The 25,914-nt window shown below is 65.9% G+C and carries 25 protein-coding genes and 1 tRNA gene; 13 read left to right on the top strand and 13 right to left on the bottom strand.

The features are described 5' to 3' along the window. Positions 1-20 precede the first annotated feature (20 nt). The 3 genes from tpx (at position 21) to DIE16_RS17045 (ending at position 2,050) form a co-directional block, all read left to right on the top strand. Positions 21-524, top strand: a complete 504-nt coding sequence (tpx, locus tag DIE16_RS17035) for a thiol peroxidase (protein ID WP_044844203.1) — start codon at positions 21-23, stop codon at positions 522-524. 94 nt (positions 525-618) lie between these two features. Further along, a complete protein-coding gene (locus DIE16_RS17040) occupies positions 619-1,557 on the top strand; it encodes a carbohydrate kinase family protein (protein ID WP_044844204.1) in 939 nt (312 codons plus the stop codon). Between the two features lie 19 nt (positions 1,558-1,576). Further along, entirely contained in the window at positions 1,577-2,050 is a 474-nt protein-coding gene (locus DIE16_RS17045; RefSeq protein WP_011883213.1) for a glycine zipper 2TM domain-containing protein, read from the top strand. Positions 2,051-2,265: 215 nt separating this feature from the next. Here the strand turns inward: DIE16_RS17045 and DIE16_RS17055 are convergent, their stop codons facing one another. From DIE16_RS17055 to DIE16_RS17090, 7 genes are all read right to left on the bottom strand, one after another. Continuing rightward, positions 2,266-2,973, bottom strand: a complete 708-nt coding sequence (locus DIE16_RS17055) for a histone H1-like DNA-binding protein (RefSeq protein ID WP_044844205.1) — start codon at positions 2,971-2,973, stop codon at positions 2,266-2,268. A gap of 28 nt (positions 2,974-3,001) precedes the next feature. Beyond that, a complete protein-coding gene (locus DIE16_RS17060) occupies positions 3,002-3,328 on the bottom strand; it encodes a hypothetical protein (RefSeq protein WP_082088468.1) in 327 nt (108 codons plus the stop codon). An 83-nt stretch (positions 3,329-3,411) separates the two neighbouring features. Continuing rightward, positions 3,412-4,623: a ribonucleotide-diphosphate reductase subunit beta gene (locus DIE16_RS17065; RefSeq protein ID WP_044844206.1), complete on the bottom strand. Its 1,212-nt coding sequence runs from the start codon at positions 4,621-4,623 to the stop codon at positions 3,412-3,414. Positions 4,624-4,986: 363 nt separating this feature from the next. Then, complete coding sequence (locus DIE16_RS17075; protein WP_124520011.1) at positions 4,987-7,983, bottom strand: ribonucleoside-diphosphate reductase subunit alpha; 2,997 nt, start codon at positions 7,981-7,983, stop codon at positions 4,987-4,989. A gap of 463 nt (positions 7,984-8,446) precedes the next feature. Continuing rightward, entirely contained in the window at positions 8,447-9,037 is a 591-nt protein-coding gene (gene ampD, locus DIE16_RS17080) for a 1,6-anhydro-N-acetylmuramyl-L-alanine amidase AmpD (RefSeq protein WP_124488232.1), read from the bottom strand. Then, entirely contained in the window at positions 9,034-9,348 is a 315-nt protein-coding gene (locus DIE16_RS17085; protein ID WP_124488231.1) for a PP0621 family protein, read from the bottom strand. Before DIE16_RS17085 ends, ampD begins: the two co-directional genes overlap by 4 nt. Before the next feature lie 13 nt (positions 9,349-9,361). After that, positions 9,362-10,255 carry an inner membrane protein YpjD gene (locus DIE16_RS17090; RefSeq protein WP_124488230.1) on the bottom strand — a complete coding sequence of 298 codons (894 nt, stop codon included), beginning with the start codon at positions 10,253-10,255 and terminating at the stop codon, positions 9,362-9,364. Positions 10,256-10,345: 90 nt separating this feature from the next. Here DIE16_RS17090 and ffh point away from each other — a divergent pair, with 90 nt between their 5' ends. Together ffh and DIE16_RS17100 are read left to right on the top strand one after the other, a co-directional pair. Next, entirely contained in the window at positions 10,346-11,713 is a 1,368-nt protein-coding gene (gene ffh / locus DIE16_RS17095; protein WP_039317379.1) for a signal recognition particle protein, read from the top strand. A gap of 94 nt (positions 11,714-11,807) precedes the next feature. Beyond that, positions 11,808-12,359: a hypoxanthine-guanine phosphoribosyltransferase gene (locus DIE16_RS17100; protein WP_044844211.1), complete on the top strand. Its 552-nt coding sequence runs from the start codon at positions 11,808-11,810 to the stop codon at positions 12,357-12,359. A gap of 85 nt (positions 12,360-12,444) precedes the next feature. Here the strand turns inward: DIE16_RS17100 and DIE16_RS17105 are convergent, their stop codons facing one another. Continuing rightward, positions 12,445-13,053: a MarC family protein gene (locus DIE16_RS17105; protein ID WP_044844212.1), complete on the bottom strand. Its 609-nt coding sequence runs from the start codon at positions 13,051-13,053 to the stop codon at positions 12,445-12,447. A gap of 21 nt (positions 13,054-13,074) precedes the next feature. After that, complete coding sequence (locus DIE16_RS17110; RefSeq protein ID WP_044844213.1) at positions 13,075-14,811, bottom strand: proline--tRNA ligase; 1,737 nt, start codon at positions 14,809-14,811, stop codon at positions 13,075-13,077. A 218-nt stretch (positions 14,812-15,029) separates the two neighbouring features. On the opposite strand from DIE16_RS17110, the gene DIE16_RS17120 reads away from it, so the two are divergent. Then, a complete protein-coding gene (locus tag DIE16_RS17120; RefSeq protein ID WP_044844214.1) occupies positions 15,030-15,677 on the top strand; it encodes an RNA pyrophosphohydrolase in 648 nt (215 codons plus the stop codon). A gap of 13 nt (positions 15,678-15,690) precedes the next feature. Beyond that, positions 15,691-16,299 (top strand): CNP1-like family protein, encoded by a 609-nt coding sequence (locus DIE16_RS17125; RefSeq protein WP_044844215.1) that lies wholly within the window; start codon positions 15,691-15,693, stop codon positions 16,297-16,299. Positions 16,300-16,401: 102 nt separating this feature from the next. Here the strand turns inward: DIE16_RS17125 and proB are convergent, their stop codons facing one another. The 4 genes from proB to rplU form a co-directional block, all read right to left on the bottom strand. Continuing rightward, complete coding sequence (gene proB / locus DIE16_RS17130) at positions 16,402-17,520, bottom strand: glutamate 5-kinase (protein WP_044844216.1); 1,119 nt, start codon at positions 17,518-17,520, stop codon at positions 16,402-16,404. A gap of 90 nt (positions 17,521-17,610) precedes the next feature. Further along, on the bottom strand, positions 17,611-18,723 hold the full coding sequence (cgtA, locus tag DIE16_RS17135) for an Obg family GTPase CgtA (RefSeq protein ID WP_044844217.1): 1,113 nt from the start codon (positions 18,721-18,723) through the stop codon (positions 17,611-17,613). 188 nt (positions 18,724-18,911) lie between these two features. Continuing rightward, positions 18,912-19,175: a 50S ribosomal protein L27 gene (rpmA, locus tag DIE16_RS17140; RefSeq protein ID WP_006476999.1), complete on the bottom strand. Its 264-nt coding sequence runs from the start codon at positions 19,173-19,175 to the stop codon at positions 18,912-18,914. Between the two features lie 24 nt (positions 19,176-19,199). Beyond that, positions 19,200-19,511, bottom strand: coding sequence for a 50S ribosomal protein L21 (gene rplU, locus DIE16_RS17145; RefSeq protein WP_006025184.1), 312 nt, complete (start codon positions 19,509-19,511; stop codon positions 19,200-19,202). A 210-nt stretch (positions 19,512-19,721) separates the two neighbouring features. Between rplU and DIE16_RS17150 the strand changes: the two genes are divergently transcribed. From DIE16_RS17150 to DIE16_RS17175, 6 genes are all read left to right on the top strand, one after another. Beyond that, positions 19,722-20,717 (top strand): polyprenyl synthetase family protein, encoded by a 996-nt coding sequence (locus tag DIE16_RS17150; protein WP_044844218.1) that lies wholly within the window; start codon positions 19,722-19,724, stop codon positions 20,715-20,717. 148 nt (positions 20,718-20,865) lie between these two features. Further along, positions 20,866-20,942, top strand: a tRNA-Pro gene (locus DIE16_RS17155). A gap of 149 nt (positions 20,943-21,091) precedes the next feature. Beyond that, positions 21,092-22,378 carry an HlyC/CorC family transporter gene (locus tag DIE16_RS17160; RefSeq protein ID WP_124892865.1) on the top strand — a complete coding sequence of 429 codons (1,287 nt, stop codon included), beginning with the start codon at positions 21,092-21,094 and terminating at the stop codon, positions 22,376-22,378. A gap of 82 nt (positions 22,379-22,460) precedes the next feature. Beyond that, a complete protein-coding gene (locus DIE16_RS17165; RefSeq protein WP_124488228.1) occupies positions 22,461-23,738 on the top strand; it encodes a GspE/PulE family protein in 1,278 nt (425 codons plus the stop codon). Between the two features lie 5 nt (positions 23,739-23,743). Next, on the top strand, positions 23,744-24,949 hold the full coding sequence (locus tag DIE16_RS17170; protein ID WP_124892867.1) for a type II secretion system F family protein: 1,206 nt from the start codon (positions 23,744-23,746) through the stop codon (positions 24,947-24,949). A 46-nt stretch (positions 24,950-24,995) separates the two neighbouring features. Next, the gene (locus DIE16_RS17175) at positions 24,996-25,907 is read left to right on the top strand and encodes an A24 family peptidase (protein ID WP_124488226.1); all 912 of its coding nucleotides are present in this window, start codon (positions 24,996-24,998) and stop codon (positions 25,905-25,907) included. Positions 25,908-25,914: the final 7 nt, after the last annotated feature.

A 25,914-nucleotide genomic window follows, 5' to 3' on the forward strand; every position in this document is an offset into this window, starting at 1 on the left:
CGCTATTTCGGAGCACGAACATGAGCAAAGTTACGCTGGGTGGCAACCCGATCGATCTCGCCGGCACGTTCCCGGCCGTCGGCTCGCAAGCCCCCGACTTCAAGCTGGTCGGCAAGGACCTCGCCGACCTGTCGCTCGCCAGCTTCGCCGGCAAGCGCAAGGTGCTGAACATCGTCCCGAGCCTCGATACGCCCACCTGCGCGACGTCGACCCGCAAGTTCAACGAAGCCGCGTCGTCGCTCGACAACACGGTCGTGGTGGTCGTGTCCGGCGACCTGCCGTTCGCCGCCACGCGCTTCTGCACGACCGAAGGCCTCGCGAACGTCGTGACGGCTTCGACGTTCCGCGGCGGCCGCGCGTTCGCGAACGCATACGGCGTCGACGTGACGAGCGGCCCGCTGAACGGCCTGACGGCCCGCGCGGTCGTCGTGCTCGACGCGCAGGACAAGGTGCTCCACGCGGAACTCGTCGGCGAGATCAAGGACGAGCCGAACTACGACGCAGCGCTCGCCGCACTGAAGTAACCCGCAGCCGCCCGGCCCTGCCGCGCGAGGCCCGACGGCCTGCGCGCGCCGGCCGGGCAGCCGCCTCCCTTTGCTCTCTACAGGAACGCACGCCTTGACTACGCTGATTTGCGGCTCGCTCGCCTACGACAACATCATGACCTTCGAAGGCCGGTTTCGCGAGCACATCCTGCCCGACCAGGTTCACCTTCTGAACGTGAGCTTCCTCGTGCCGACGATGCGTCGCGAATTCGGCGGTTGCGCGGGGAACATCGCCTACGCGCTGCACATGCTCGGCGGCGACGCGCGCATCATGGCGACGGTCGGCGCGAACGACGCCGATCGCTATCTCGAGCGTCTCGACAGCCTCGGCCTGTCGAAGGCCAGCATACGCGTGGTGCCCGAAACGCACACCGCGCAGGCGATGATCACGACCGATCTCGAGAACAACCAGATCACCGCATTCCACCCCGGCGCGATGATGCAGTCGCACCTGAACCGCGCGGACGAAGTGTCGGGCGTGAAGCTCGGCATCGTCGCGCCGGACGGCTTCGACGGGATGGTCCAGCACGCCGAGCAATTCGCGAAGGCCGGCATCCCGTTCATCTTCGATCCGGGCCAGGGCCTGCCGCTGTTCGACGGTGCGACGCTGCGCCGCATCATTGAACTCGCCACCTTCGTTGCGGTCAACGACTACGAGGGCAAGCTCGTCAGCGACAAGACGGGCTGGTCCGAACAGGAAATCGCCAGCCGGGTTCAGGCGTTGATCATCACGCGCGGCGAGCGCGGCGCCACCATTCTTCACAAAAACGGCGAAGAACAGATTCCGGTCGTGCAAGCCGAGCGTGTCGTCGATCCGACCGGCTGCGGCGACGCCTTCCGGGGCGGCCTGCTGTACGGCATCGAGAATGGCCTCGACTGGGCAACCACGGGCCGCCTCGCGAGCCTGATGGGCTCGATCAAGATCGCCCACCAGGGGCCTCAAACTTACGCACTGACGCGCGCCGAAATCGACGCGCGCTTCGAGGCTGCCTTCGGGTACAGTCTCAAATGAATATTGTGGGAGAGCAAAGATGTTGACCAAGAAAACCCTCACGCTCGCTGCCATGCTGACGGCCACGCTGACGCTCGCCGGCTGCTTCACGGCGCCGGGCTCGGCAGATGTCTATAGCGTCGGCCAGGCGCAGCGCGAGCAAACCGTGCGCATGGGCACCGTCGAAAGCGTCCGTGCGGTGCGCATCCAGTCCGATGGCGGCGGCAGCGCGATCGGCACGCTCGGCGGCGGCGCGCTCGGCGCAGTCGCGGGCAGCGCGATCGGCGGCGGCAAGGGATCGATCCTGACGGCCATCGCGGGCGGTCTCGTCGGCGCGGTCGCAGGCAACGCGGTCGGCGAAAACCTCAGCACGGCGAACGGTGTCGAAATCACCGTGCGCCTCGACAACGGCGACCTGCGCTCGATCACGCAGGCGGCGAGCGGCGAAGTGTTCCGCGCCGGCGAACGGGTGCGACTGCTGTCGAGCGGCGGCGTCACGCGCGTCACGCACTAACGAGCATCCTCAGCACGCGGCGCAAGCCGCGGTCGAACGCATGTGCGAAGCTGCACATGCGTTTTTTTTCGTCCGTGCCCGGCAGCCGGCCGGCCCATCGATGCAGAGGGACGAAAAAAATCCCGCCACCTGAGCCAGATGGCGGGATCGATTGAGTAGCGCTACTCAACCCGCGGACACCGCGTGAGTGTCCGGGTAGTGCTGGTCAGCCGCGATTACGGACGGCTGCCGGTCGGGAACGGCCATGCCGCTGCCGGGTTGAGCGCGGTCTTCACGCCCGATGCCGGCGCGACCGATGCGGTCGACGCGGTGGTTGCCGGTGCAGCCTTCTTCACGACGGCCTTCTTCGGAGCAGCAGCCTTCTTCGGTGCAGCGGCCTTCTTCGCCGGTGCGGCAGCCTTCGGAGCAGCGGCAGCCTTCGGTGCAGCAGCAGCCTTCGGTGCAGCGGCAGCCTTCTTCGCAGGGGCAGCCTTCTTGGCAGGCGCAGCCTTCTTCGCAGCAGCCTTCTTCGCAGGCGCAGCCTTCTTGGCGGCAGCCTTCTTCGCCGGCGCGGCCTTCTTGGCAGCGGCCTTCTTCGCCGGTGCTGCCTTCTTCGCAGCAACCTTCTTCACCGCGACTTTCTTGGCTGCAACCTTCTTCGCAGCGGCCTTCTTCGCCGGTGCTGCCTTCTTCGCGGCAACCTTCTTCACCGCGACTTTCTTCGCAGCAACCTTCTTCGTTGCGACCTTCTTTGCCGCGACCTTCTTCGCAGCAGCCTTCTTCGCCGGTGCTGCCTTCTTCGCGGCAACCTTCTTCACCGCGACCTTCTTCGCAGCAACCTTCTTCACCGCAGCGGCCTTCTTCGCCGGAGCAGCAGCCTTCTTCGCAACGGTCTTCTTGGCAGCAACCTTCTTAGCAGCCGGTTTCTTCTTGGCAGTAGCCATGTTGTTCTCCTTCAGGTTCAGATGAGAGTCAGTTCAAACTACACCCTTCGTCAAAACCCGCTTCCCGCGGACGCTGTTCAGGACGTGCGCTTCGAAGCGGGCTATTCATCGGCGTACGCGGATACCACGCGCTTACGCTAATGAATACGGTATGGCGCGCGTGACCCCATGGCCTCGCGCGCCAAATCAAGTCGGTAGCCGGCGCGCCTCGCGCCGCCACCCCTAATCGCTTGATCAAGCGGACCGCCACACGGCCGTCCGCTTTTTCCGGAGGGAAGTTTGCCCATCCCACTGAAGGGTTCGCAAAGTGCCGATCATGTCGTTGGGCCGTTAAGGCACCGGGCATGCTTTGCATCAGGCGTTCTTGCTCCTAAACCTTGGGCCGGGGCCGAGAGGCCGCCGGCTGCTCACATCATGTGACGGGTTCGCTGCTGCGGGTTATTCCCAGGACAGCGCGCCGCCCGTCTGATACTCGATCACACGCGTCTCGAAGAAGTTGCGTTCCTTCTTCAGGTCGATCATCTCGCTCATCCACGGGAACGGGTTTTCCTCGTTCGGGAACAGCGGGTCGAGGCCGATCTGCTGGCAACGGCGGTTGCTGATGAAGCGCAGATAGCTCTTGAACATCGACGCGTTCAGACCCAGCACGCCGCGCGGCATCGTGTCCTCGGCGTAGCGGTATTCGAGTTCGACAGCCTGCTTGAACAGCTCGCGGATCTCGGCGCGGAATTCCGCGGTCCAGAGATGCGGGTTCTCGAGCTTGATCTGGTTGATCAGGTCGATGCCGAAATTGCAGTGCATCGACTCGTCGCGCAGGATGTACTGATATTGCTCTGCAGCACCCGTCATCTTGTTCTGGCGGCCGAGCGCGAGAATCTGCGTGAAGCCGACATAGAAGAACAGGCCTTCCATGATGCAGGCGAACACGATCAGCGACTTCAGCAGCTTCTGATCCGCTTCGAGCGTGCCGGTCTTGAAGGCCGGGTCCGTCAGCGTGTGGATGAACGGGATCAGGAATTCGTCCTTCGCGCGGATCGACGTGACCTCGTGGTACGCGTTGAAGATCTCGCCTTCGTCGAGACCGAGCGATTCGACGATGTATTGGTACGCGTGCGTGTGGATCGCCTCTTCGAACGCCTGGCGCAGCAGGAACTGCCGGCACTCGGGCGCCGTGATGTGGCGGTACGTGCCGAGCACGATGTTGTTCGCGGCGAGCGAATCGGCCGTCACGAAGAAGCCGAGGTTGCGCTTGACGATGCGGCGCTCGTCCTCGGTCAGACCGTTCGGGTCCTTCCACAGGGCGATGTCGCGGGACATGTTGATTTCCTGCGGCATCCAGTGGTTCGCGCAACCCGCCAGATACTTTTCCCACGCCCACTTGTACTTGAACGGCACCAGCTGATTGACGTCAGTCTGGCCGTTGATGATGCGCTTGTCTGCAACGTTGACCCGCGCTTCCGAACCGCCGGCGGGAACAGCCGATGCTTGCGGCGGCACCGCAAGATCGCCTTCGAAAATGTCGCGGACCTGATGGGCGGCAGGCGTTGCAGCCTGCATTCCGACAGCCATCCCTGCGGAGGTGCGCAACGCGTTTTGCTGCGCTCCGCTCGCGGGGGTTACGGCAGTCTTCTCGTCATCCCAGTTGAGCATAAATTCTCACCATCAATTTAGAACGGTTTGTACCATCTTTTCCTGAGCGATAAAAGGGCTCGCTCACGAAAAATCCTTTTTTCGATTCGCGTTGCGACCTCGATACAACACTTTGAGCAACGCATCGTCGTTCATGCAGCGCGCGACGTGTGTCGCACGTGTATCGCGAGGTGCGCTCGACGCATCGAACGCTGATCGAAACGCGACGTCGTCGGGGATGTTTCGATCGCTTGTCACTGCCTGCAACGCGAGTGCCGCGTTACAGATTCCTTATCATTTTTTTAGTTGAGAGCGGCGCACACTTCAACCTCGATCGGTTGTCGTGCGCGCCGCCCGAACCTTCTTCAGGTCATGCGCGCCGCGTTACTGGCAGGCTTCGCACTCGTCGAAGCCGGGATCGCCCGGGCGCATCGTGCATACCGGACCGTCCGCTTCGACCGGCGCGAGTGCCGGTGCCGCGTCGACTGCGCCCGACGACGACGCTGCGCCGCCCGCTGCACCGAAGCCGCCTGCCGCGCCTTGCGCGCCGCCGCTGCTCGAGCCGCCGCTCGTCGGCACCGCGTTCAGCGCGCCGTGTGCGACCGTCGACTTCTCGACGTGCGTCGCTGCCATCGTGCGGAGGTAGTAGGTCGTCTTCAGACCGCGCAGCCAGGCGAGCTTGTAGACCTCGTCGAGCTTCTTGCCCGACGCGCCGCCCATGTAGATGTTCAGCGACTGCGCCTGGTCGATCCACTTCTGGCGACGCGATGCCGCTTCGACCAGCCACGTCGGGTCGACTTCGAACGCGGTCGCGTAGATCGCGCGCAGGTCGGCCGGGATACGGTCGATGCGCGACAGCATGCCGTCGAAGTACTTCAGGTCGGCGACCATCACTTCGTCCCACAGGCCGCGTTCCTTCAGGTCGCGGACGAGGTACTCGTTGACCACCGTGAATTCGCCCGACAGGTTCGACTTCACGTACAGGTTCTGGAAGGTCGGCTCGATGCATGCCGACACGCCGATGATGTTCGAGATCGTCGCCGTCGGCGCGATCGCGACGCAGTTCGAGTTGCGCATGCCGTGCGCGGCGATCCGCGAACGCAGCGTCGTCCAGTCGAGCGACTCGGACGTGTCGACCTCGACGTAGCCGCCGCGCGCTTCCGTCAGCAGCTTCAGCGTGTCCTGCGGGAGGATGCCGCGATCCCACAGCGAGCCGCGGTAGCTCGAGTAGCGGCCGCGTTCCTCGGCCAGCTCGGTCGACGCGTAGTACGCGTAGTAGCAGACCGCTTCCATCGAACGATCGGCGAACTCGACCGCCGCTTCCGACGCGTACGGCGTGCGCAGCAGGTGCAGGCAGTCCTGGAAGCCCATGATGCCCATGCCGACCGGACGGTGCTTCAGGTTCGAGTTACGCGCCTTCGGCACCGCGTAGTAGTTGATGTCGATCACGTTGTCGAGCATGCGCATCGCGACGCTGATCGTGCGCTTCAGCTTGTCGTGGTCGAGCGCGTAGCTGCCGTCGGCCTGCTTCACCAGGTGGGCGACGAGGTTCACGGAGCCCAGGTTGCACACCGCGATTTCGGTGTCGCTCGTGTTCAGCGTGATTTCCGTGCACAGGTTCGACGAGTGGACGACGCCGACGTGCTGCTGCGGCGAGCGCACGTTGCACGGATCCTTGAACGTGATCCACGGGTGGCCCGTTTCGAACAGCATGCCGAGCATCTTGCGCCAGAGCTGCTGCGCCGGGATCTTCTTGAACAGCTTGATCTCGCCGCGCGCGACCTTCTCTTCGTAAGCCGTGTAAGCCTTCTCGAAATCGGCGCCGAACTTGTCGTGCAGGTCCGGGCAGGTCGACGGCGAGAACAGCGTCCAGTCGGCGCCTTCCATCACGCGCTTCATGAACAGGTCGGGAATCCAGTTCGCCGTGTTCATGTCGTGCGTACGGCGGCGATCGTCGCCGGTGTTCTTGCGCAGCTCGAGGAACTCCTCGATGTCGAGGTGCCACGATTCGAGGTACGCGCACACCGCGCCCTTGCGCTTGCCGCCCTGGTTGACCGCGACGGCCGTGTCGTTGACGACCTTCAGGAACGGGACCACGCCTTGCGACTTGCCGTTCGTGCCCTTGATATGCGAGCCGAGTGCGCGCACGCGGGTCCAGTCGTTGCCGAGACCGCCGGCGAACTTCGACAGCAGCGCGTTTTCCTTCAGCGCTTCATAGATGCCGTCGAGATCGTCCGCGACCGTCGTCAGGTAGCACGACGACAACTGCGAGCGGTGCGTGCCCGAGTTGAACAGCGTCGGCGTCGAGCTCATGAAGTCGAAGCTCGACAGCACGTTGTAGAACTCGATCGCGCGCGTTTCGCGGTCGATCTCGTTCAGCGACAGGCCCATCGCGACGCGCATGAAGAATGCCTGCGGCATTTCGATGCGGCTGCCGTCGACGTGCAGGAAGTAGCGGTCGTACAGCGTCTGCAGGCCGAGGTAGCCGAACTGCAGGTCGCGGTTCGCGTCGAGCGCTTCGCCCAGACGCTTCAGGTCGAACTGAAGCAGCTTGTCGTCGAGCAGGCCGGCGTCGACGCCGCGCTTCAGGAACTGCGGGAAGTATTCCGCGTAGCGGGCCGACATCTCGGCCTGGACCACTTCCTCGCCGAGGATCTCGCGACGGATCGTGTGCAGCAGGATGCGGGCCGTGACCTGGCTGTATGCCGGATCCTTTTCGATCATCGTGCGCGCAGCGAGGATCGCCGAGTCGTAGACCTGGCTCATCGGCACGCCGTCGTACAGGTTCTTCACCGTTTCCGCGACGATCGGGTCAGGGTTAACCGCAGCGCCGAGACCGTCGCATGCCGACACGATCAGCGCGCGCAGTGCGTTCAGGTCGAGCGGGCGCGTGACGCCGTTGTCGACGACGTTGATGCCGGTGCTCGACTCGCCGCCCGCTGCCGCTGCTTCCTCGCCCGCATGCTGGCGCTCGAGGTGACGCTTCTCGCGATACAGCACGTACGCACGCGCGACGTTGTGCTCGCCGCCGCGCATCAGCGCGAGTTCGACCTGGTCCTGGATGTCTTCGATATGGAACGTACCGCCGTTCGGACGGCTGCGCACGAGCGCGCGCACGACGTTGTGCGTGAGCTGCTCGACGAGTTCGCGTACGCGTGCCGATGCCGCGCCCTGCCCGCCATTGACGGCCAGGAAAGCCTTGGTCACCGCAATCGCGATCTTCGAAGGCTCGAACGACACCACGCTGCCGTTGCGGCGGATCACCTTGTAGTCGGCGAACGTGGCCTGCGGCGCGAGCGCCTGCGCGCCCTGTTCGGTCCCGCCGAGCGGACGGCTCGAGGCGCTCTCGTACTGGGACGTCGCGTTGTCGGTGGTTTGCATGTGCAAAGCTCCTGGTGTTGGATGGTGCGGAGAGAACCGCGGATTAAAACGAACGCTGCGCTATCGGATGCGCGAGCGGTAAGAGGCGAGCGATGCGTCGGGGAAGCCGGTTCGGTCGATGCGCGACAACCGATCCGGTCGTGTGCTTCGTCATGTGTACGCTGCCCCGTCGAAGTTCGCTGCGCTTGATTGCGACGCCCGGACCGCCCGGCCTGGCGCGCCGCACTGAGAACCCTGGCCGCCGGCGTTGCCCGCCGGCCGGTGCCGCTCGGGTTTCCCCTGCGACACACACTATATCTAGTACAGAACCGCTCAACTGGCACCAAGTATAGTGGACATTCCGGCGACATCAAAACGGAGAATTTTCGCCGGAGGTATTGACATCAACCCGGCCGCCCGGACGGGCAGACGCGACAAGGCATTGGTCGGAAAAAAAAATTTCGCCCGCTCAAAAACCCTGCGATCAGTGCTGACGGAAAGGAAAGTATTCGGCGGAAAACCCGGCATCGCTCGCGAAGCGTTGCCAATCGAAGTGCGGACCCGGGTCGGTCTTGCGGCCCGGCGCGACGTCCGAATGCCCGGCCACCGCATCGATCGGATAGCGTGCGGCGAGCGTGCGTGCGAGCACCCCGAGCGTCGCGTACTGCGCCGCGTCGAACGGCACGTCGTCCGCACCTTCGAGTTCGATGCCGATCGAGAAGTCGTTGCAGCGCGGCCGGCCGAAGAACTCGGACGCGCCCGCATGCCATGCACGCTCGTCGCACGACACGAACTGCACGAGTTCGCCGTCGCGGCGGATCAGGAAGTGCGCGGACACGCGCACGTCGCGCAGGTGGCGCTGGTAATAGGGGTGCGTATCGCAATCGAGGCGATTCAGGAACAGCGCCTCGATCGCATCGCCGCCGAACTCGCCGGGCGGCAGGCTGATGTTGTGGACGACGACGAGCGTCGGCACCGCGCCCGCGGGCCGCGCCTCGAAATTCGGCGACGGCGCGTGGCGCGCTTCGCGCACCCAGCCGTTCGCGTCGACCGACAGCAGCGCTGCGTCGCTCATCGGGCGTCGTGGCCGCTCGCGTGTGCGCCGTGGCGCTGCGCGTGCTCGGTACTGCAGAAGTATTCGCCGCCCGCGGCGACGGCGTCGCCCTGCGGCGTATGCACGCCGCACTCGGCGCAACGCACCATCGGTTCGGGCAGCGAGCGCGCGTCGCCGTTCGGGCGTGCCGCCCCGGCGCCGGGACCCGGTGCGCCGTCGTTGCCGCCACCGCGGCCGGCGCGCGCCTGCGCGTGCTCCTGGGCCTGGCGCAGCTTGCGCGTGAGCCACGAACCCGCGAAGAAGAGAAGAATCAGGAGAAGAATCTGTCGCATCGGAAACCTGCGTTCAAACCACGGAGCGGTGCAGCAGCACCTCGAAAACGAACCGGCTGCCGACATACGCGAGCAGCAGCGCGGCAAACGACACGAGCACCCAGCGCGCGGCGCCGCGCCCGCGCCAGCCCGACGTCTTGTGCGCGACCAGCAGGCCGCCGAACATCAGCCACGACAGCACCGCGAACACGGTCTTGTGATCGAGCCGCAGCGCGCGTGCATCGACCTGCTCGCTGAACAGGATCCCCGACGCGAGCGTCAGCGTCAGCAGCACGAAGCCGGCGCCGATCAGGCGGAACAGCAGCTTCTCGAGCGTGAGCAGCGGCGGCAGCGTTTCGAGCCAGCTCGCGATCCAGCCGGTCGAGCCGTCGCGCCCGCCGCTCCTCAGCGACTGCAGGCGCCGCTCGACCATCAGCATCAGGACCGCGTGCAGCGCGGCGATCGCGAAAAGGCCGTACGCGATGTTCGCGATCAGGAAGTGCATCTTGAACAGCGGCGCTGCGGCATAAGGCAGCACCCGCACGCCACCGAACACGAGCGGCAGCAGCGACGCGCCGCACGCGAGCGGCAGCACGAGCAGGCGCAGGCTGTCGAGCGGGAAGAAGAAGCTCTCGATCCAGTAGATGCCGGCGCCGAGCCAGAACATCGCGGACAGCGCGAACGCGAAGCCGAAGACCATCGCGTCGTGCGGGAAGATCGTCGTGTGCAGCAGCACGCCGTGCGCGACGAGCGCCGCGAACAGCAGCGCGCGGCCGGCGCCGCTCATTCCCGACGCGGCGGACGCCGGCACCGGCACGGCCGGCACGCTCGCGACGAGCGGCGTCGCACCCTGGCGGTGCGTGCGCCAGCCTGCGACGGCGAGGCCGCCGTACAGGAATGCGGTGAGGGCATACAGTACAATATCCATGTTCGAAGTTTACACTAGGCCCCCTTCCCGCGACGGCTCCCTTTTGTACGGTTCCGTTGCGCCTTCGGGCCCCACTGTCCATCGCTCCCCATGCTCGACAATCTCACTCAACGGATGGCGCGCGTCGTCAAGACGCTGCGCGGCGAGGCCCGGCTTACCGAGGCGAACACCCAGGAGATGCTCCGCGAGGTGCGTCTCGCGTTGCTGGAAGCCGACGTCGCGCTGCCGGTCGTCCGCGAATTCATCGCCAAGGTCAAGGAAAAGGCGCTCGGCGAGGAAGTGATCAGCAGCCTGTCGCCGGGCCAGGCGCTCGTCGGCGTGGTCCAGAAGGAGCTGACCGCCGTGATCGGCGGCGACTACGAAGGCAAGGCCGCCGAGCTGAACCTCGCGGTCACGCCGCCCGCCGTGATCCTGATGGCCGGCCTGCAGGGCGCCGGCAAGACCACGACCGCCGGCAAGCTCGCGAAACTCTTGCGCGAGAAGTACAAGAAGAAGGTGCTGACGGTGTCATGCGACGTGTATCGCCCGGCCGCCATCATGCAGCTGAAAACGGTGAGCGAACAGGTCGGCGCCGATTTCTTCCCGTCGACGCCGGACCAGAAGCCCGTCGACATCGCACTCGCGGCAGTCGACTGGGCGAAGCGCCACTACCATGACGTGCTGATCGTCGACACGGCCGGCCGCCTCGGTATCGACGAGGCGATGATGCAGGAAATCGCCGCGCTGCACGGCACGCTCAAGCCGGCCGAAACGCTGTTCGTCGTCGACGCGATGCTCGGCCAGGACGCGGTCAACACCGCGAAGGCGTTCAACGACACGCTGCCGCTCACCGGCGTCGTGCTGACCAAGCTCGACGGCGATTCGCGCGGCGGTGCCGCGCTGTCGGTGCGCCACATCACGGGCAAGCCGATCAAGTTCGTCGGCGTCGCCGAGAAGCTCGACGGCCTCGAGGTGTTCCACCCGGACCGGATGGCGAACCGGATCCTCGGCATGGGCGACATCCTCGCGCTCGTCGAGGAAGCGCAGCGCGGCGTCGACGTGCAGGCCGCGCAGAAGCTCGCCGACAAGGTCAAGAAAGGCGGCGACTTCGACCTGAACGATTTCCGCGCGCAGATCTCGCAGATGAAGAACATGGGCGGCCTGTCGTCGCTGATGGACAAGCTGCCCGCGCAGTTCCAGCAGGCGGCGGCCGGCGCCGACATGGGCCAGGCCGAGAAGTCGATCCGCCGGATGGAAGGCATCATCAGCTCGATGACGCCCGCCGAGCGCGCCAAACCCGAAATCATCAAGGCGACGCGCAAGCGCCGCATTGCAGCCGGCGCGGGCGTGCCGGTGCAGGAAGTCAACCGGATGCTGAACCAGTACGACCAGATGCGTACGATGATGAAGAAGCTGAAGGGCGGCAACATGCAGAAGATGATGCGCGGCTTGAAGGGCATGATGCCCGGCATGCGCTGATTCCGCCCGTCGGCCGGCGCGCGGGTTTTTGCCGTAGCGCGCGCCAGCCGTTCTGCTTCATTCTTATTTGTATACCGACTGCCCGCCAGAACTCATGAACCGCGAAGAAGCCCTCCACATTTTCGAACACTCCGAAGAGATCGTCTCGGCGGACGCCGTCAACGCGTCGATCGCCCGGATGGCCGAAGCGATCCGCGCCGAGATCGGCGACGCGTTCCCGCTCGTCCTCTCGGTGATGGGCGGCGCCGCGGTGTTTACCGGGATGCTGCTGCCGCATCTCGATTTCCCGCTGGAATTCGACTACATCCACCTGACCCGCTACCGCAACACGACGCAGGGCAGCCCGGAGATGCACTGGCGCGTCGCGCCGCGCGAATCGGTGAAGGACCGCATCGTGCTCGTGCTCGACGACATCCTCGACGAAGGCGAGACGATGGCCGCGATCCGCGACCGCATCCTCGACATGGGCGCGAAGCGCTTCATGTCCGCGGTGCTGTGCGAGAAGACGCTCACGAAGGCGAAACCGCTGCATCCCGACTTCTGCGGCTTCTCGGTGCCCGACCGCTACGTGTTCGGCTGCGGGATGGACGCCAAGGGCTACTGGCGCAACCTGCCGACGATCCGTGCGCTGACCGCGAACGTCTGATCGCCGCCCTGCCCACTATATAAATGGAAAGCGGCGCTCCGGTTACCCGGAGCGCCGCTTTTTTTCGTCGGTACGCACCAACGCGTTACATCTGCAGCTGGTGCACGAACGCCTTGATGCCGGCGAGCAGCATCTCGACCGAGATCGCGACGAGCACGAGACCCATCAGCCGCTCGAACGCGGCGACGGTCCGCTCGCCGAGCCACTGCTGGATCCGTTCGGCCAGCACCAGCGTGATCGCGCAGACGATCATCGTGACCGTCAGCGCGCCGACCCACTCGAACATCTTGCCCGGCGCCTGCGACGTCAGCAGCATCACCGTCGCGAGCGCGGACGGCCCGGCGAGCGCGGGAATCGCGAGCGGCACGATGAACGGTTCACCGCCGGCGCGCGGATCGCTGCCGAGCGCGCCGTCCGGATGCGGGAAGATCATCCGCAGCGCGATCAGGAACAGCACGATCCCGCCGCCGAGCCGCAGCGACAGGTCGGTGAGGTTCATCATCCGCAGGAAGCGGTCGCCGACCACCATGAAGAACAGCAGGATCACGAACGCGATCCCGACTTCACGCAGGATCAGCTTCACGCGCCGCTCACGCGGCACATCCCGCATCGCCGTGATGAACAGCGGGATGTTGCCGAGCGGATCCGTGATCAGCACGAGGAGCACGGTGGCCGACAGGAAGGTGTATTCCACCGTATCCTCCGGTCGAAGCGCTTAGCGCGCGAGCGCGGCGCGGATCTTCTCCGTCACCGTCGCCGCGGCCGCGTCGGCCGGCAGCAGCGTCGCCTCGGCGTCGCGGCGGCCCTGATACTCGATCTTGCCTTCCTTCAGGCCGCGCTCGCCGATCACCAGGCGATGCGGCACGCCGATCAATTCCCAGTCGGCAAACATCACGCCCGGGCGCTCGCCGCGATCGTCGAGGATCACGTCGATGCCGGCCGCGGCCAGTTCCGCGTACAGCTTGTCGGCGGCCTCGCGGACCATGTCGCTGCGATCGTAGCCCATCGGGCACAGCACGACTTCGAACGGCGCGATCGACTCGGGCCAGATGATGCCGCGCTCGTCGAAGTTCTGTTCGATCGCCGCGCCGAGAATGCGCGTGACGCCGACGCCGTAGCAGCCCATCAGCATCGGCTGCGGCTTGCCCGACTCGTCGAGGAACGTCGCGCCCATCGCTTCCGAGTACTTGGTGCCGAGCTGGAACACGTGGCCGACTTCGATGCCGCGGCAGATGTCGATCTCACCCTTGCCGTCCGGCGACGGATCGCCCTTCTTCACGTTGCGCACGTCGGCGACGTCCGGCTCCGGCAGGTCGCGGCCCCAGTTCACGCCAGCGATGTGATAGTCGACCTCGTTCGCGCCGACGACGAAGTCGCTCATGTTCGCGACCGTGCGATCGGCGATCACCTTCACCGGCTTCTTCGTGCCGACCGGGCCGAGGTAGCCCGGCGGCGTGCCGAACCACTCGACGATTTCCTGCTCGGTCGCGAAGCGGTGGTTCTTCAGCCCCGGCAGCTTCGACACCTTGATCTCGTTCAGGTCGTGGTCGCCGCGCAGCATCACGAGCCAGATGGTCGGCTCGGCGCCTTCGTTGTCGGTGGCGAGCACGATCGACTTGATCGTGCGCTCGAGCGGGATCGACAGCAGTTCGGCGACGGCCTCGCACTTCGCCTTGCCGGGCGTCGCGACCTTTTCCATCGCTTCGGCGGGTGCCGCGCGTTCGGCGATCAGCGGCAGGGCTTCGGCCGCTTCGACGTTCGCCGCGAAGTCGGACGTCGGGCAGTAGGCGATCGCATCCTCGCCGGTATCGGCGATCACGTGGAACTCGTGCGAGAAGTTGCCGCCGATCGAGCCGCTGTCGGCCGCAACCGCGCGGAACTCGAGGCCGAGGCGCGTGAAGATGCGCACGTATGCGTCGTACATCTTGCGATACGACTCGTTCAGGCCGGCCGCGTCCTTGTCGAACGAATACGCGTCCTTCATGATGAACTCGCGGCCGCGCATCACGCCGAAGCGCGGACGGATCTCGTCGCGGAACTTCGTCTGGATCTGGTAGAAGTTCACCGGCATCTGCCGGTAGCTCTTGATCTGGTTGCGCGCGATGTCGGTGATGACTTCCTCGTGCGTCGGCCCGATCACGAAGTCGTTGTCCTTGCGGTCCTTGAAGCGCAGCAGTTCGGGGCCGTACTGCTCCCAGCGGCCCGATTCCTGCCACAGCTCGGCCGGTTGCACGGCCGGCATCAGCAGCTCGATGGCGCCTGCCCGGTTCATTTCCTCGCGCACGATCGCCTCGACCTTGCGAATCGAACGCAGGCCGACCGGCAGGTAGTTGTAGATGCCGCCGGCGACGCGACGGATCATGCCGGCGCGCACCATCAGCTTGTGGCTGACGATCTCTGCGTCGGCCGGTGCTTCTTTGAGGGTGCCGATAAAGAAACGGGAAGCTTTCATGCGGACGGTTCCAAATACGGCGCCCCCAGGCGGGGCGCCCGAAAAAGTTTCAAGGTGAAAAAGCTGCGCGCGACGAACGACGATGGCGCAGATGACTTAGCAGACAAATCAGGGACAATTCAGCCGGTGTACCCCGCGCGGTTTCGCTCCGTCACGGTGCGCAGCGCCCGTTATCTGTTTATAATCAAAGCAATTTTAAAGGATTCGAAGGTGGTTGTATGCTGGATCGTGAAGGCTTTCGCCCGAACGTCGGCATCATCCTCTTGAACGCGCGCAACGAGGTGTTTTGGGGCAAGCGGCTCCGCGAGCATTCCTGGCAGTTTCCTCAAGGTGGGATCAAGTACGGCGAGACCCCCATGCAGGCGATGTACCGGGAGCTGCACGAGGAGACGGGCCTGCACCCGGAACACGTCAAGATAATCGGCCGCACTCGCGACTGGTTGCGTTACGAGGTGCCTGACAAGTTCATCAAACGCGAAGTACGCGGACATTACCGCGGCCAGAAGCAGATCTGGTTCCTTCTGCGGATGGTCGGACGCGATTGCGACATTTGCTTGCGCGCGACCGACCACCCGGAGTTCGATGCGTGGCGCTGGAACGAGTACTGGGTGCCGCTCGATGCGGTGATCGAGTTCAAGCGGGATGTCTATCAGTTGGCGCTGACGGAACTGTCGCGCTTCCTGCGCCGCCCGGCGCAGCGAGCCGAAAAGCCGCGTGGGCCGCGTCTGTCGCGCTATCCGCGCGTCATCGGCGCGCAGGCCCAGCAGACGCTGACGATTGTCGACACATCGGTGGTCTGTTCCGAGATCGAAGTGGAGGCGAGCACGCTCGACGAGATGCCGCCCCGCGTGATCGTCGGCAAATGACGAGTCGGACTGCATGACCGGGCGCGACCTTGGTGTCGCGCCCTTTTTTTACGAGGAATGCATATTGAAAGCGATTGCTCTCGCGCTCGCATCGATCGTCGCGGCGGCCACGCTGGCCGGGTGCGCGAATTCGAAGACGCCGACCAACAAGGATGACAGCGAGTTCGTGTACCTGCTGGACCGCCAGGGCAACTGGAAGGAAAACCCGGTCGACACGCTGCCGCCGCTGCCGCAAGCGGGCGATCTGCTGCCGTTCAACGTGTCGCAGAACACGCCGCTCAAGTTCTCCGTCGATGCGAAGTCGCTCGCGGTCGGCAGCGACGGCGTCGTGCGCTACGCAGTCGTCATCACGAGCCCGGCCGGCGCGCGCAACGTGAACTACGAAGGCATCCGCTGCGACACCTACGAATGGCGTCAGTATGCAGGCCTGAATTCGGATCACGACGGCTGGGACCGCACGGTCGAGAACGACTGGCGTCGCATCGAGAACGGCGAGCTGAACGCGTACCACTCGGCGCTGTACCAGGACTATTTCTGCGCGAACAAGATGCCGCAGGGCACGACCCAGCAGATCCTCGAGAACATCAAGTTCCACCGCACCGCGATGAGCCAGCTGCGCTGACCGCGCAACCGAGGCCGGCTGCCCGGCCTCGTTTCGCTTCGTCACAACAAAAAGCCCGCGCGATGCGGGCTTTTTGCTGTCTCGCGACGCCTGGCCGAACGGTTACACGAGCACGAGGTTGTCGCGGTGAATCAGCTCCGGCTCCAGCATGTAGCCGAGCACCGTCTCGATCTCGCCGCTCGGCTTGCGGTGAATCAGCTTCGTTTCCGCGCTGCTGTAGTTCGTGAGGCCGCGCGCCACTTCACGCCCGTCGGGGCCGACACACGCGATCACCTCCCCGCGTGCGAACGCGCCCTGCACGCCAGTCACGCCGATCGGCAGCAGGCTCTTGCCGCCGGCCGTCAGCTTCTCGACCGCGCCCGCATCGATCACGACGTGCCCGCGCACCTGCAGGTGATCGGCCATCCATTGCTTGCGCGCGGCCATCCGCGCGGTGCGCGCGATCAGCTGCGTGCCGATCGCCTCGCCCGCCGCCAGCCGCACCAGCACGTCGGCTTCGCGGCCGCTCGCGATCACGGTGTTCGCGCCGCTGTGCGCCGCGCGCTTCGCCGCGAGGATCTTCGTCAGCATCCCGCCGCGGCCGAGGCTCGAGCCTGCGCCGCCGGCCATCGCCTCGAGCTCCGGCGCGCCCGCGCTGGCTTCCGCGACCAGCGTCGCATTCGGATCCTTGCGCGGATCGGCGGTGAACAAGCCCGTCTGGTCGGTCAGGATGATCAGCGCATCGCCTTCGATCAGGTTCGCGACGAGCGCGCCGAGCGTGTCGTTGTCGCCGAACTTGATTTCGTCGGTGACGACCGTGTCGTTCTCGTTGATGATCGGCACGACGCCGAGCCGCAGCAGCGTCAGCAGCGTCGAGCGCGCATTCAGGTAGCGCTCGCGATCGGCCAGGTCGGCGTGCGTCAGCAGGATCTGCGCGGTGCGGATATCGTGCTCGGTAAAGCGGCTTTCATAAACTTGCGCGAGCCCCATCTGGCCGACCGCGGCGGCGGCCTGCAGCTCGTCGATCTCGCGCGGACGCTTGCTCCAGCCGAGCCGCTGCATCCCTTCCGCAATCGCGCCCGAGCTGACGAGCACCACTTCCTTGCCCTGCGCGCGCAGCGCGGCGATCTGGGCCGCCCAGCGGCCGATTGCAGCATGATCGAGCCCCTTGCCGTCGTTGGTCACGAGGCTGGAGCCCACCTTCACCACCAATCGCTTCGAATCCGCGATGATCGAACGCATCGTGCGCCGTCTCCTGTATCTGATGCCTGCCCGGCCGGGCGCAATTGAATTCAGGCACCGGACGCGATGCCCGGTGCGTGTCGGGCCCGCTCAGGCGTCGTCGCCGGGCGTCGCGCCGCCATCGGCTTGCGGCGCATCGCGGAACCGCACGTCCGCAGCCAGATCTTCCTCTTCCGCCGCACGATGCGCGTCCGAATGCTCGGCGAGGTAATCGTAGATCGCGTAGCACAGCGCTTCGCAGCCCTGGCCCGTGAGCGCCGAAATCTCGAACACCGGGCCGTCCCAGCCGAAACGGTCGAGGAAATCGGCGACGCGCGCCTCGCGCTCGTCTTCCGGCACCATGTCGAGCTTGTTGAGGACGAGCCAGCGCGGCTTCTCGTACAGCGCCTCGTCGTATTTGCGCAGCTCGCCGACGATCGCGGTCGCTTCAGCGACCGGGTCGACGCTTTCGTCGAACGGAGCCAGATCGACGAGATGCAGCAGCACGCCGGTGCGCTGCAGGTGTCGCAGGAACTGGTGGCCGAGGCCCGCGCCTTCGGCGGCGCCCTCGATCAGCCCCGGAATATCGGCGATCACGAAGCTCTTGCTCGGGCCGACCCGCACGACGCCAAGGTTCGGCGCGAGCGTCGTGAACGGATAGTCGGCGATCTTCGGCTTCGCGTTCGACACCGACGAGATGAAGGTCGACTTGCCGGCGTTCGGCATGCCAAGCAGACCGACGTCGGCGAGCACCTTCAGCTCGAGCCGCAGCATGCGCCGTTCGCCGGGCTTGCCGTCGGTTTTCTGGCGCGGCGCGCGGTTCGTGCTCGACTTGAAATGCAGGTTGCCGAGACCGCCTGCGCCGCCCTTCGCAAGCATCACCTGCTGATCGTGCTCGGTCAGGTCGGCGATCAGCTCGCCCGTATCCATGTCGGTCACGACCGTGCCGACCGGCATGCGCAGCGTGACGTCGTCCCCGCCCTTGCCGTAGCAATCCGAGCCGCGACCGTTTTCGCCGTTGCGCGCCAGGTGCTTCTTCGCGTAACGGTAGTCGATCAGCGTGTTGATGTTGCGGTCGGCGATCGCGTAGACGTTGCCGCCCCGGCCGCCGTCGCCGCCGTCCGGCCCGCCGAACGGAACGAATTTCTCGCGGCGCATCGACGCGCTGCCATCGCCTCCATCGCCGGCGATGACTTCGATTCGTGCTTCGTCAATGAACTTCATTCGTCACTCCGACCAGTATTTCCGCTATTGTGCCGCGCGCCGGCGCGCTTGAACAATCTGCCGTTCGGCCGATTGCCCGCCAGTGTCGCGACAGCCGCCGGCGCGCACATGCGCCCGGCGGCCAAATAAAAAAAGGCCCCGCGAAGACTGCGGGGCCTTTCGGCTACGAAGCCCGTGGGTGCCTGAACTTAGGCAGCCGCCGGGACAACGATGACCAGATGCTTCTTGTCCGCGCCCTTGGTCGCGAACTTGACGTGACCGTCGACCAGCGCGAACAGGGTGTGATCCTTGCCCATGCCGACGTTCTCGCCAGCGTGCATGCGCGTACCGCGCTGACGCACGATGATGCCGCCAGCGTTGATCGCCTGGCCGCCGTACACTTTCACGCCGAGACGTTTCGACTCGGAGTCGCGGCCGTTCCGGGAAGAGCCGCCTGCCTTTTTGTGTGCCATCTGATTGCTCCTTTACCGAGGCGCTTACGCGTTGATCGCGTCGATGCGCAGCTCAGTGTAGTTCTGGCGGTGGCCGCCGTGCTTTTGGTAGTGCTTCCGGCGACGCATCTTGAAGATGGTGACCTTGGCATGACGACCGTGCGACACAACGGTGGCCTTGACGGAAGCCCCACTGACCAGCGGCGTACCGAACTTAATCGATTCGCCTTCGCCCACTGCGAGAACCTGGTCGAGCGTGATTTCAGCGTCAATGTCAGCCGGTATCTGTTCTACTTTGAGTTTTTCGCCAACGGCAACCTTGTACTGCTTGCCGCCGGTTTTTATGACCGCGTACATTGAGAACCTCACTCTGGATCCAATTTTTCCGCACACCACGCGCGGAAAACACGTGATTATACATGGGCTTAGCACCCAAGTCAAAGCCGATCCACGATTGCCGCCCGCAAGCCCTGGCCGGACGGCCAAAATCACCGGGCAGACACGTCCGACAGACCGGCATATCGCGGATTCGACTTATAATCCGCGGCATCACCCATTTCGATCATCATGTCGTCGTCCACCGCCTCCCCCACCCTCAGCGCCGCCCACCTGCTCGCCCCGATCGCCAGCGACATGGAGCAGGTGAATCGCGTTATCCGGCAAAGCCTCGCGTCCGACGTGCTGCTGATCAACCAGATCGCCGAGTACATCATCGGCGCGGGCGGCAAGCGGCTGCGTCCGGCCCTGCTGCTGCTCGTCGCCGGCGCGCTCGGCGAGACGTCGCACCAGCGGCACGTGCTGGCCGCCGTCGTCGAGTTCATCCACACGGCCACGCTGCTGCATGACGACGTCGTCGACGAATCCGAACTGCGGCGAGGCCGCCAGACGGCCAACGCGCTGTTCGGCAACGCGGCGAGCGTGCTGGTCGGCGACTACCTCTATTCGCGTTCGTTCGAGATGATGGTCGGCGTCGGCAAGATGCGCGTGATGGAAATCCTGTCGGAAGCGACGACGATCATTTCCGAAGGCGAAGTGCTGCAGCTCCTGAACATGCACGACGCGGACGTCGACGAGACGCGCTACATGCAGGTGATCCGCTACAAGACGGCGAAGCTGTTCGAGGCGTCGGCCCGCCTGGGCGCGGTGCTCGCCGGCGCCGATGCGCCGACCGAAGCCGCCGCCGCCGAATACGGCCGCCGGATCGGCACCGCATTCCAGATCATGGACGACTGGCTCGACTACGCGGGCACGGCCGAAGCGATGGGCAAGAATGCCGGCGACGACCTGCGTGAAGGCAAGCCGACACTGCCGCTCATCTATCTGATCGAACGCGGCACGCCCGAGCAGTCGGCGCTCGCCCGCGAGGCGATCGAACAAGGCGGCACCGATCGCTTCGACACGATCTTCGACGCGATCACGCGTTCGGGCGCGCTCGACCATACGCTCGAATGCGCGCGCCAGGAAGCACAGGCCGCTGCGGCCGCGATCGCCGCGTTCCCGGATTCGATCTACAAGGAAAGCCTGCTCGCGCTGTGCTCGTACTCGACGTCGCGACAGTCGTAAGCGCGCGGCGACCGCGACGCGAACCGCTTTTCGAAAAATTTCTTCATCAAGGTATTCCCTTTTCGAAAAAACATCGTTATAGTTACGTTCTTGCTTGTGACGACGCAGCGATCTGAACGAAAGCGGCGAAGTCGGAAGAGCAAAAAATCGGGGTGTAGCTTAGCCTGGTAGAGCGCTACGTTCGGGACGTAGAGGCCGGAGGTTCGAATCCTCTCACCCCGACCAGATTTTGAAAAAACCGTGCACCGTGTGCACGGTTTTTTTTTGCCTTCTTCTGCCTGGTCTCGCGAGCGCGCGTGTCGCGCACGACACATCCCGGCCGCCGGCCTCTGCTATATTCCCTCCATCCCTGTCCTTCACTGCCCTTCTGACGCGTGGACCAAATTCCCTTATGGGCGCAAATCGGCGCCGTCTTCCTGCTTCTCCTCTGCTCCAGCTTCTTTTCCATTTCCGAGACCGCGATGATGGCGCTCAACCGCCATCGGCTGAAGCATCTCGCCGGCAAGGGCGTGCTCGGTGCGAAAACCACGCAGGGTCTCCTCACGCGCACCGACCTGCTGCTCAGCGTGATCCTGATCGGCAACAACCTGTTCAACACGATCATCCCGGTCCTGACGACGTCGCTCGCGCTGCACACGTTCGGCCGTAACAACCTGGCGCTGTCGATCGCGACCGGCATCGTCGCGTTCCTGATCATCGTGTTCGCGGAAATCGCGCCGAAGATCGTCGGCGCGACCTTTCCCGAACGCATCGCGCTGCCCGCCAGTCTCGTGATCGCGCCGCTGATGCGCGTGTTCAAGCCGGTCGTCTGGTTCGTCAATGAACTGGCGAACGGCGTGCTCTGGATGCTGCGCATCAATACGAAGAAGGGCCGCGACCAGCGGATGTCCGCCGACGAGCTGCGCGCGATCGTGCTCGAGTCGAGCAGCTTCATGCCGACCAAGCACCGCAGCATCCTGCTCAACCTGTTCGACCTCGAGAACATCACGGTCGACGACGTGATGGTGCCGCGCCGCCAGATCGAGTCGCTCAACTTCTACGCGCCGCTCGACGACATCCTGCATCAGCTCGAGACCTGCTATCACAACCGCCTTGTCGTCTACGAAGGCGACATCGACAAGGTGCTCGGCGTGCTGCACGTCCGCAAGACGCTCACCGGGCTGCACAACCAGGATTTCGACCGCGAAACGTTGCGCACGCTGCTCGCCGAGCCGTACTACGTGCCGTCGGGCACGCCGGTCGTCCAGCAGCTCCAGTATTTCCAGGAAAGCCGGCAGCGGACCGCGCTCGTCGTCAACGAGTACGGCGAACTCGAGGGGCTCGTCACGCCCGAGGACATCATCGAGGAACTGATCGGCGAATTCACGACGTCGATGCCGCGCGGCGAACGCGCGGGCGGCTGGAACGAGAACGGCGAATGCATCGTCGCCGCCAGCATGCCGCTGCGCGAACTGAACCGCTGGCTGCACCTGCAACTGCCGACCGACGGGCCGAAGACGCTCAACGGCCTGATCCTCGAAATCCTCGAGGAAATCCCCGAAGGCGACGTGTGCCTGAAGATCCGCGACGTGATGCTCGAGGTCATGCGCAGCGACGACCAGGCCGTGCGCACCGTCAAGCTCTTCAAGCCGCGCAGCACGCGCGCACGCGGCGCGCGCTAGCCGAACGGCCGACTGTCGGCGCCGCGCACGATACGCGACCATTTGCCGGTCACGATCAACAGGCGGCCGAGCGCCGGCTCACATGCACTTCCCACTTCCCGGGGCGCCGCTGCACACACAGCGGCCGCCTGTCTCCACCGACGCATCGCCCGCCGAAACACCGCGGTCGCTCGATGCGGCGCAACTCGACGACTCGCCCGCCGTACGGCTGCTGACCGACACACTGCACGCCGCCCGCGTGCGCGACGCGTCCGACATCCACGTCGAACCGTTCGAAGCAGGCTGGCGCATCCGCCTGCGCATCGATGGCGTCCTGCATGAACACGCGCGGCCGCCCGCTCATCTGCGCGACGCGCTCGTGACGCGGATCAAGGTGCTCGCCCGCATGGACATCGCCGAGCGCCGGCTTCCGCAGGACGGCCGGCTGCGCATCGCGGTCGACGGCGGCACGCGCGGCGACTACCGGGTCAGCTCGCTGCCCACGCTGTTCGGCGAGAAGCTCGTGTTGCGCCGCCTCGAAACGCTGCCGCCCGACCTCACGCTCGCGCGTCTCGGCTTCGACGCGCGGCAGGCCGCGGCGATGGAAGCCGCGATACGCGCGCCGCACGGTCTCGTGCTCGTGACCGGGCCGACCGGCAGCGGCAAGACGCTGTCGCTCTACTGCGCGCTGCAGATGCTCGACCGCGATGCGCACAATGTGTGCACGGTCGAGGATCCGGCCGAGATCCAGCTCGACGGCATCAACCAGGTCGGCGTCGCCGAAAAAGCCGGGCTGACGTTCGCCACTGCGCTGCGCGCGCTGCTGCGTCAGGACCCGGACGTCATCATGGTCGGCGAGATTCGCGATGCGGAGACGGCCGACGTCGCGATCAAGGCCGCACAGACCGGGCACCTCGTGCTGTCCACGCTGCATACGAACGACGCGCCGGCAGCCGTCGCGCGACTGCTCGACATCGGCGTCGCGCCATACAACCTCGCCGCCGCGTTGCGCCTCGTCACCGCGCAACGCCTTGTGCGGCGCCTGTGCCTCACCTGCCGCGTGCGTTCGGACGCGTCGGTGCGCGCGCTGCGCGAAGCAGGCTGCAATCCGGCAGCACTGGAATCCGGGTGGCGCCCGTTCGTCGCGCGCGGCTGTGCCGCCTGTCACGGCATCGGTTATCGAGGCCGCATCGGCCTGCATCAGACGATGCCGGTTTCACCGGAGATGGCGGAACGCATCGTCGCGCGCGCAAGCGTCGGTGCGCTCGCGCAATGCGCGGCAGCCGAGGGCGTACGTAGTCTGCGCGACGCGGCACTCGCGCACGTTCGCGACGGTACGACGAGCGTCGCGGAAGCACTGGCCGCGACGCCCGACGCGTGATCGCGATGCCTGCACCGCCGCACGAGACGCGTTTCGCGTGGCGTGGCCGTCGTCGCGACGGCACGCCATGCCGCGGGAACATCATCGCCTTCGACGCCGCCGCCGCACGTGCGGCGCTCGCGCGCGACGGCGTCACGGTGCTGTCGCTCGATGTCCGCGGCACGGCCCGGCCGCCGTCGGCCGGTGCGCGGGAAGTCACGCGCTTCACGCGTCAGCTCGCGAGCCTGCTGCAGGCCGGACTGCCGCTCGCACCGTCGCTCGAGATGCTCGCGCGCACCCGCACGCGCGACGGGCTGCCGCGCATCGCCGCCGGCCTCGCACGCGAGATCGTCGGCGGGCAACGCTTCGCCGCCGCGCTCGCACGCTACCCGTCCCAGTTCGGCACGCTGTATCGCCAGTTGATCGAGGTAGGCGAAGCATCGGGCGCGCTCGGCACCATACTGACCCGCGTCGCGGAGCACCGCGAACGTGCCGACGCGCAATGGCGCAAGCTGCGTGCCGCGCTCGCCTACCCGGTCGCCGTCATCGTGTTCGCGCTCGCGATCTCGGCCGCGCTGATGGTGTGGGTCGTGCCGACGTTCCGGCAGATCTTCGACGGCTTCGGCGCGGCCTTGCCGGCGCCGACCCGAGCCCTGCTCGCCCTCTCGTCCGCGACCTCGGCCTGGGGCGGCACGTTCGTCGCCGGGGCAGCGGTGGCGGGGCTCGCCGCACGTCACGCGCTGAGGCGCTCGCCATCGCTGCGCTACACGGCCGCGCGGCACGTGCTGGATGCACCGCTCGTCGGCGGCGCGCTCACGCGGTTCGCCACCGCGCGCTGGTGCCGCTCGCTCGCAACGCTGCTCGGTGCGGGCGTCCCGCTCGCCGATGCATTCTCCACGCTCGAACGCACCGCCGGCCATCCGGTGTTCGAGCAGGCCACCGCGCAGATCGCGACGCGCGTGCTGCGCGGCGCGCGTCTCGCCGATGCGATGCACGCGGCGGGCTGCTTCCCGGACGACGTCGTGCAGCCGATCGCCGTCGCCGAGGAAACCGGCGCGCTCGACACGATGCTCGCCGATATCGCCGCGCTATGCGAACGTCAGCTCGACGCACGCCTCGATGCGCTCGCCGCGCTCGGCGAGCCGCTGATCGTGATCGTCCTGGGTGCGCTCGTCGGCGGCCTCGTGATCGCGATGTATCTGCCCATCCTTCAGCTGGGCAACGTGGTGTAGCATCGCAACCGATTCTGTCGCCTTTTCAAGCCCGAACCCGAGCCCCATGACGCCCGCGCCCCTGACCACCGTTTTCGACTCGCCCGACAGCACGTTGCACGCGCTGGCGATGCTGCCGCTCGCGGTGCAGTATGCGTTCGCCGTCGTGCTCGGCCTGTGCGTCGGCAGCTTCGTGAACGTCGTCGTGCACCGGGTCCCGGTGATGATGCAGCGCGCGTGGCAGGCCGAAATCGCGGAAGCAACCGGCAGCGCAAGCTCGCCGCCGGACGACGGCTATCCGCCGCACTACGATCTGTGGCGCCCGCGCAGCGCCTGTCCGCATTGCGGTCACGTGCTGCGTGCGTGGGAAAACATCCCGCTCGTGAGCTACCTGCTGTTGCGCGGGCGCTGCCGTCAGTGCGGCCATGCGATCGGCGTGCGCTATCCGCTCGTCGAGCTCGCCGGTGCGCTGCTCGCCGCCGGTTCGCTCGCCGCGTTCGGCCCCACCGTTGCCGCACTCGCCGCGTTCGGACTGTGCGCCGCGCTGCTGGCGATGAGCGCGATCGATATCCAGACCGGCTACCTGCCCGATTCGATGACGCTGCCTCTGCTGTGGGCCGGGCTCGCACTGAATCTCGGCGGCACGTTCACGTCGCTGCGTTCGGCCGTGGTCGGCGCGATGGCCGGCTACCTGTTCCTGTGGTCGGTCTACTGGCTGTTCAAGTGGCTGCGCGGCATCGAGGGCATCGGCTTCGGCGACCTGAAGTTGCTCGCCGCGCTCGGCGCGTGGATGGGCTGGGCCGCGCTGCCGCAGGTCGTGCTGTTCGCCGCGGTGACGGGGGCGCTCGTCGGGCTCGTCGCGACCTGGCGCGGGCGCATGCGCTTCGAGGAGCCGATTCCGTTCGGCCCGTTCCTCGCGGCAGGCGGCGTCGCCACGCTGTTTTTCGGTACCCCTTTCTATTCGGCGCTCGGCGGCTGACATGACA

Origin of the sequence: Burkholderia sp. Bp9090 (genome assembly GCF_003857985.1) — a bacterium.
Taxonomy (GTDB): Bacteria; Pseudomonadota; Gammaproteobacteria; order Burkholderiales; family Burkholderiaceae; genus Burkholderia.

Bases quoted from the DNA above. Each gene is read 5' to 3' on its own strand.
- tpx (WP_044844203.1), top strand. From the start codon at position 21: ATGAGCAAAGTTACGCTGGGTGGCAACCCGATCGATCTCGCCGGCACG.
- DIE16_RS17045 (WP_011883213.1), top strand. From the start codon at position 1,577: ATGTTGACCAAGAAAACCCTCACGCTCGCTGCCATGCTGACGGCCACG.
- DIE16_RS17055 (WP_044844205.1), bottom strand. From the start codon at position 2,973: ATGGCTACTGCCAAGAAGAAACCGGCTGCTAAGAAGGTTGCTGCCAAG.
- DIE16_RS17060 (WP_082088468.1), bottom strand. From the start codon at position 3,328: ATGCAAAGCATGCCCGGTGCCTTAACGGCCCAACGACATGATCGGCAC.
- DIE16_RS17065 (WP_044844206.1), bottom strand. From the start codon at position 4,623: ATGCTCAACTGGGATGACGAGAAGACTGCCGTAACCCCCGCGAGCGGA.
- DIE16_RS17075 (WP_124520011.1), bottom strand. From the start codon at position 7,983: ATGCAAACCACCGACAACGCGACGTCCCAGTACGAGAGCGCCTCGAGC.
- ampD (WP_124488232.1), bottom strand. From the start codon at position 9,037: ATGAGCGACGCAGCGCTGCTGTCGGTCGACGCGAACGGCTGGGTGCGC.
- DIE16_RS17085 (WP_124488231.1), bottom strand. From the start codon at position 9,348: ATGCGACAGATTCTTCTCCTGATTCTTCTCTTCTTCGCGGGTTCGTGG.
- DIE16_RS17090 (WP_124488230.1), bottom strand. From the start codon at position 10,255: ATGGATATTGTACTGTATGCCCTCACCGCATTCCTGTACGGCGGCCTC.
- ffh (WP_039317379.1), top strand. From the start codon at position 10,346: ATGCTCGACAATCTCACTCAACGGATGGCGCGCGTCGTCAAGACGCTG.
- DIE16_RS17100 (WP_044844211.1), top strand. From the start codon at position 11,808: ATGAACCGCGAAGAAGCCCTCCACATTTTCGAACACTCCGAAGAGATC.
- DIE16_RS17110 (WP_044844213.1), bottom strand. From the start codon at position 14,811: ATGAAAGCTTCCCGTTTCTTTATCGGCACCCTCAAAGAAGCACCGGCC.
- DIE16_RS17120 (WP_044844214.1), top strand. From the start codon at position 15,030: ATGCTGGATCGTGAAGGCTTTCGCCCGAACGTCGGCATCATCCTCTTG.
- DIE16_RS17125 (WP_044844215.1), top strand. From the start codon at position 15,691: ATGACCGGGCGCGACCTTGGTGTCGCGCCCTTTTTTTACGAGGAATGC.
- proB (WP_044844216.1), bottom strand. From the start codon at position 17,520: ATGCGTTCGATCATCGCGGATTCGAAGCGATTGGTGGTGAAGGTGGGC.
- cgtA (WP_044844217.1), bottom strand. From the start codon at position 18,723: ATGAAGTTCATTGACGAAGCACGAATCGAAGTCATCGCCGGCGATGGA.
- rpmA (WP_006476999.1), bottom strand. From the start codon at position 19,175: ATGGCACACAAAAAGGCAGGCGGCTCTTCCCGGAACGGCCGCGACTCC.
- rplU (WP_006025184.1), bottom strand. From the start codon at position 19,511: ATGTACGCGGTCATAAAAACCGGCGGCAAGCAGTACAAGGTTGCCGTT.
- DIE16_RS17150 (WP_044844218.1), top strand. From the start codon at position 19,722: ATGTCGTCGTCCACCGCCTCCCCCACCCTCAGCGCCGCCCACCTGCTC.
- DIE16_RS17165 (WP_124488228.1), top strand. From the start codon at position 22,461: ATGCACTTCCCACTTCCCGGGGCGCCGCTGCACACACAGCGGCCGCCT.
- DIE16_RS17170 (WP_124892867.1), top strand. From the start codon at position 23,744: ATGCCTGCACCGCCGCACGAGACGCGTTTCGCGTGGCGTGGCCGTCGT.
- DIE16_RS17175 (WP_124488226.1), top strand. From the start codon at position 24,996: ATGACGCCCGCGCCCCTGACCACCGTTTTCGACTCGCCCGACAGCACG.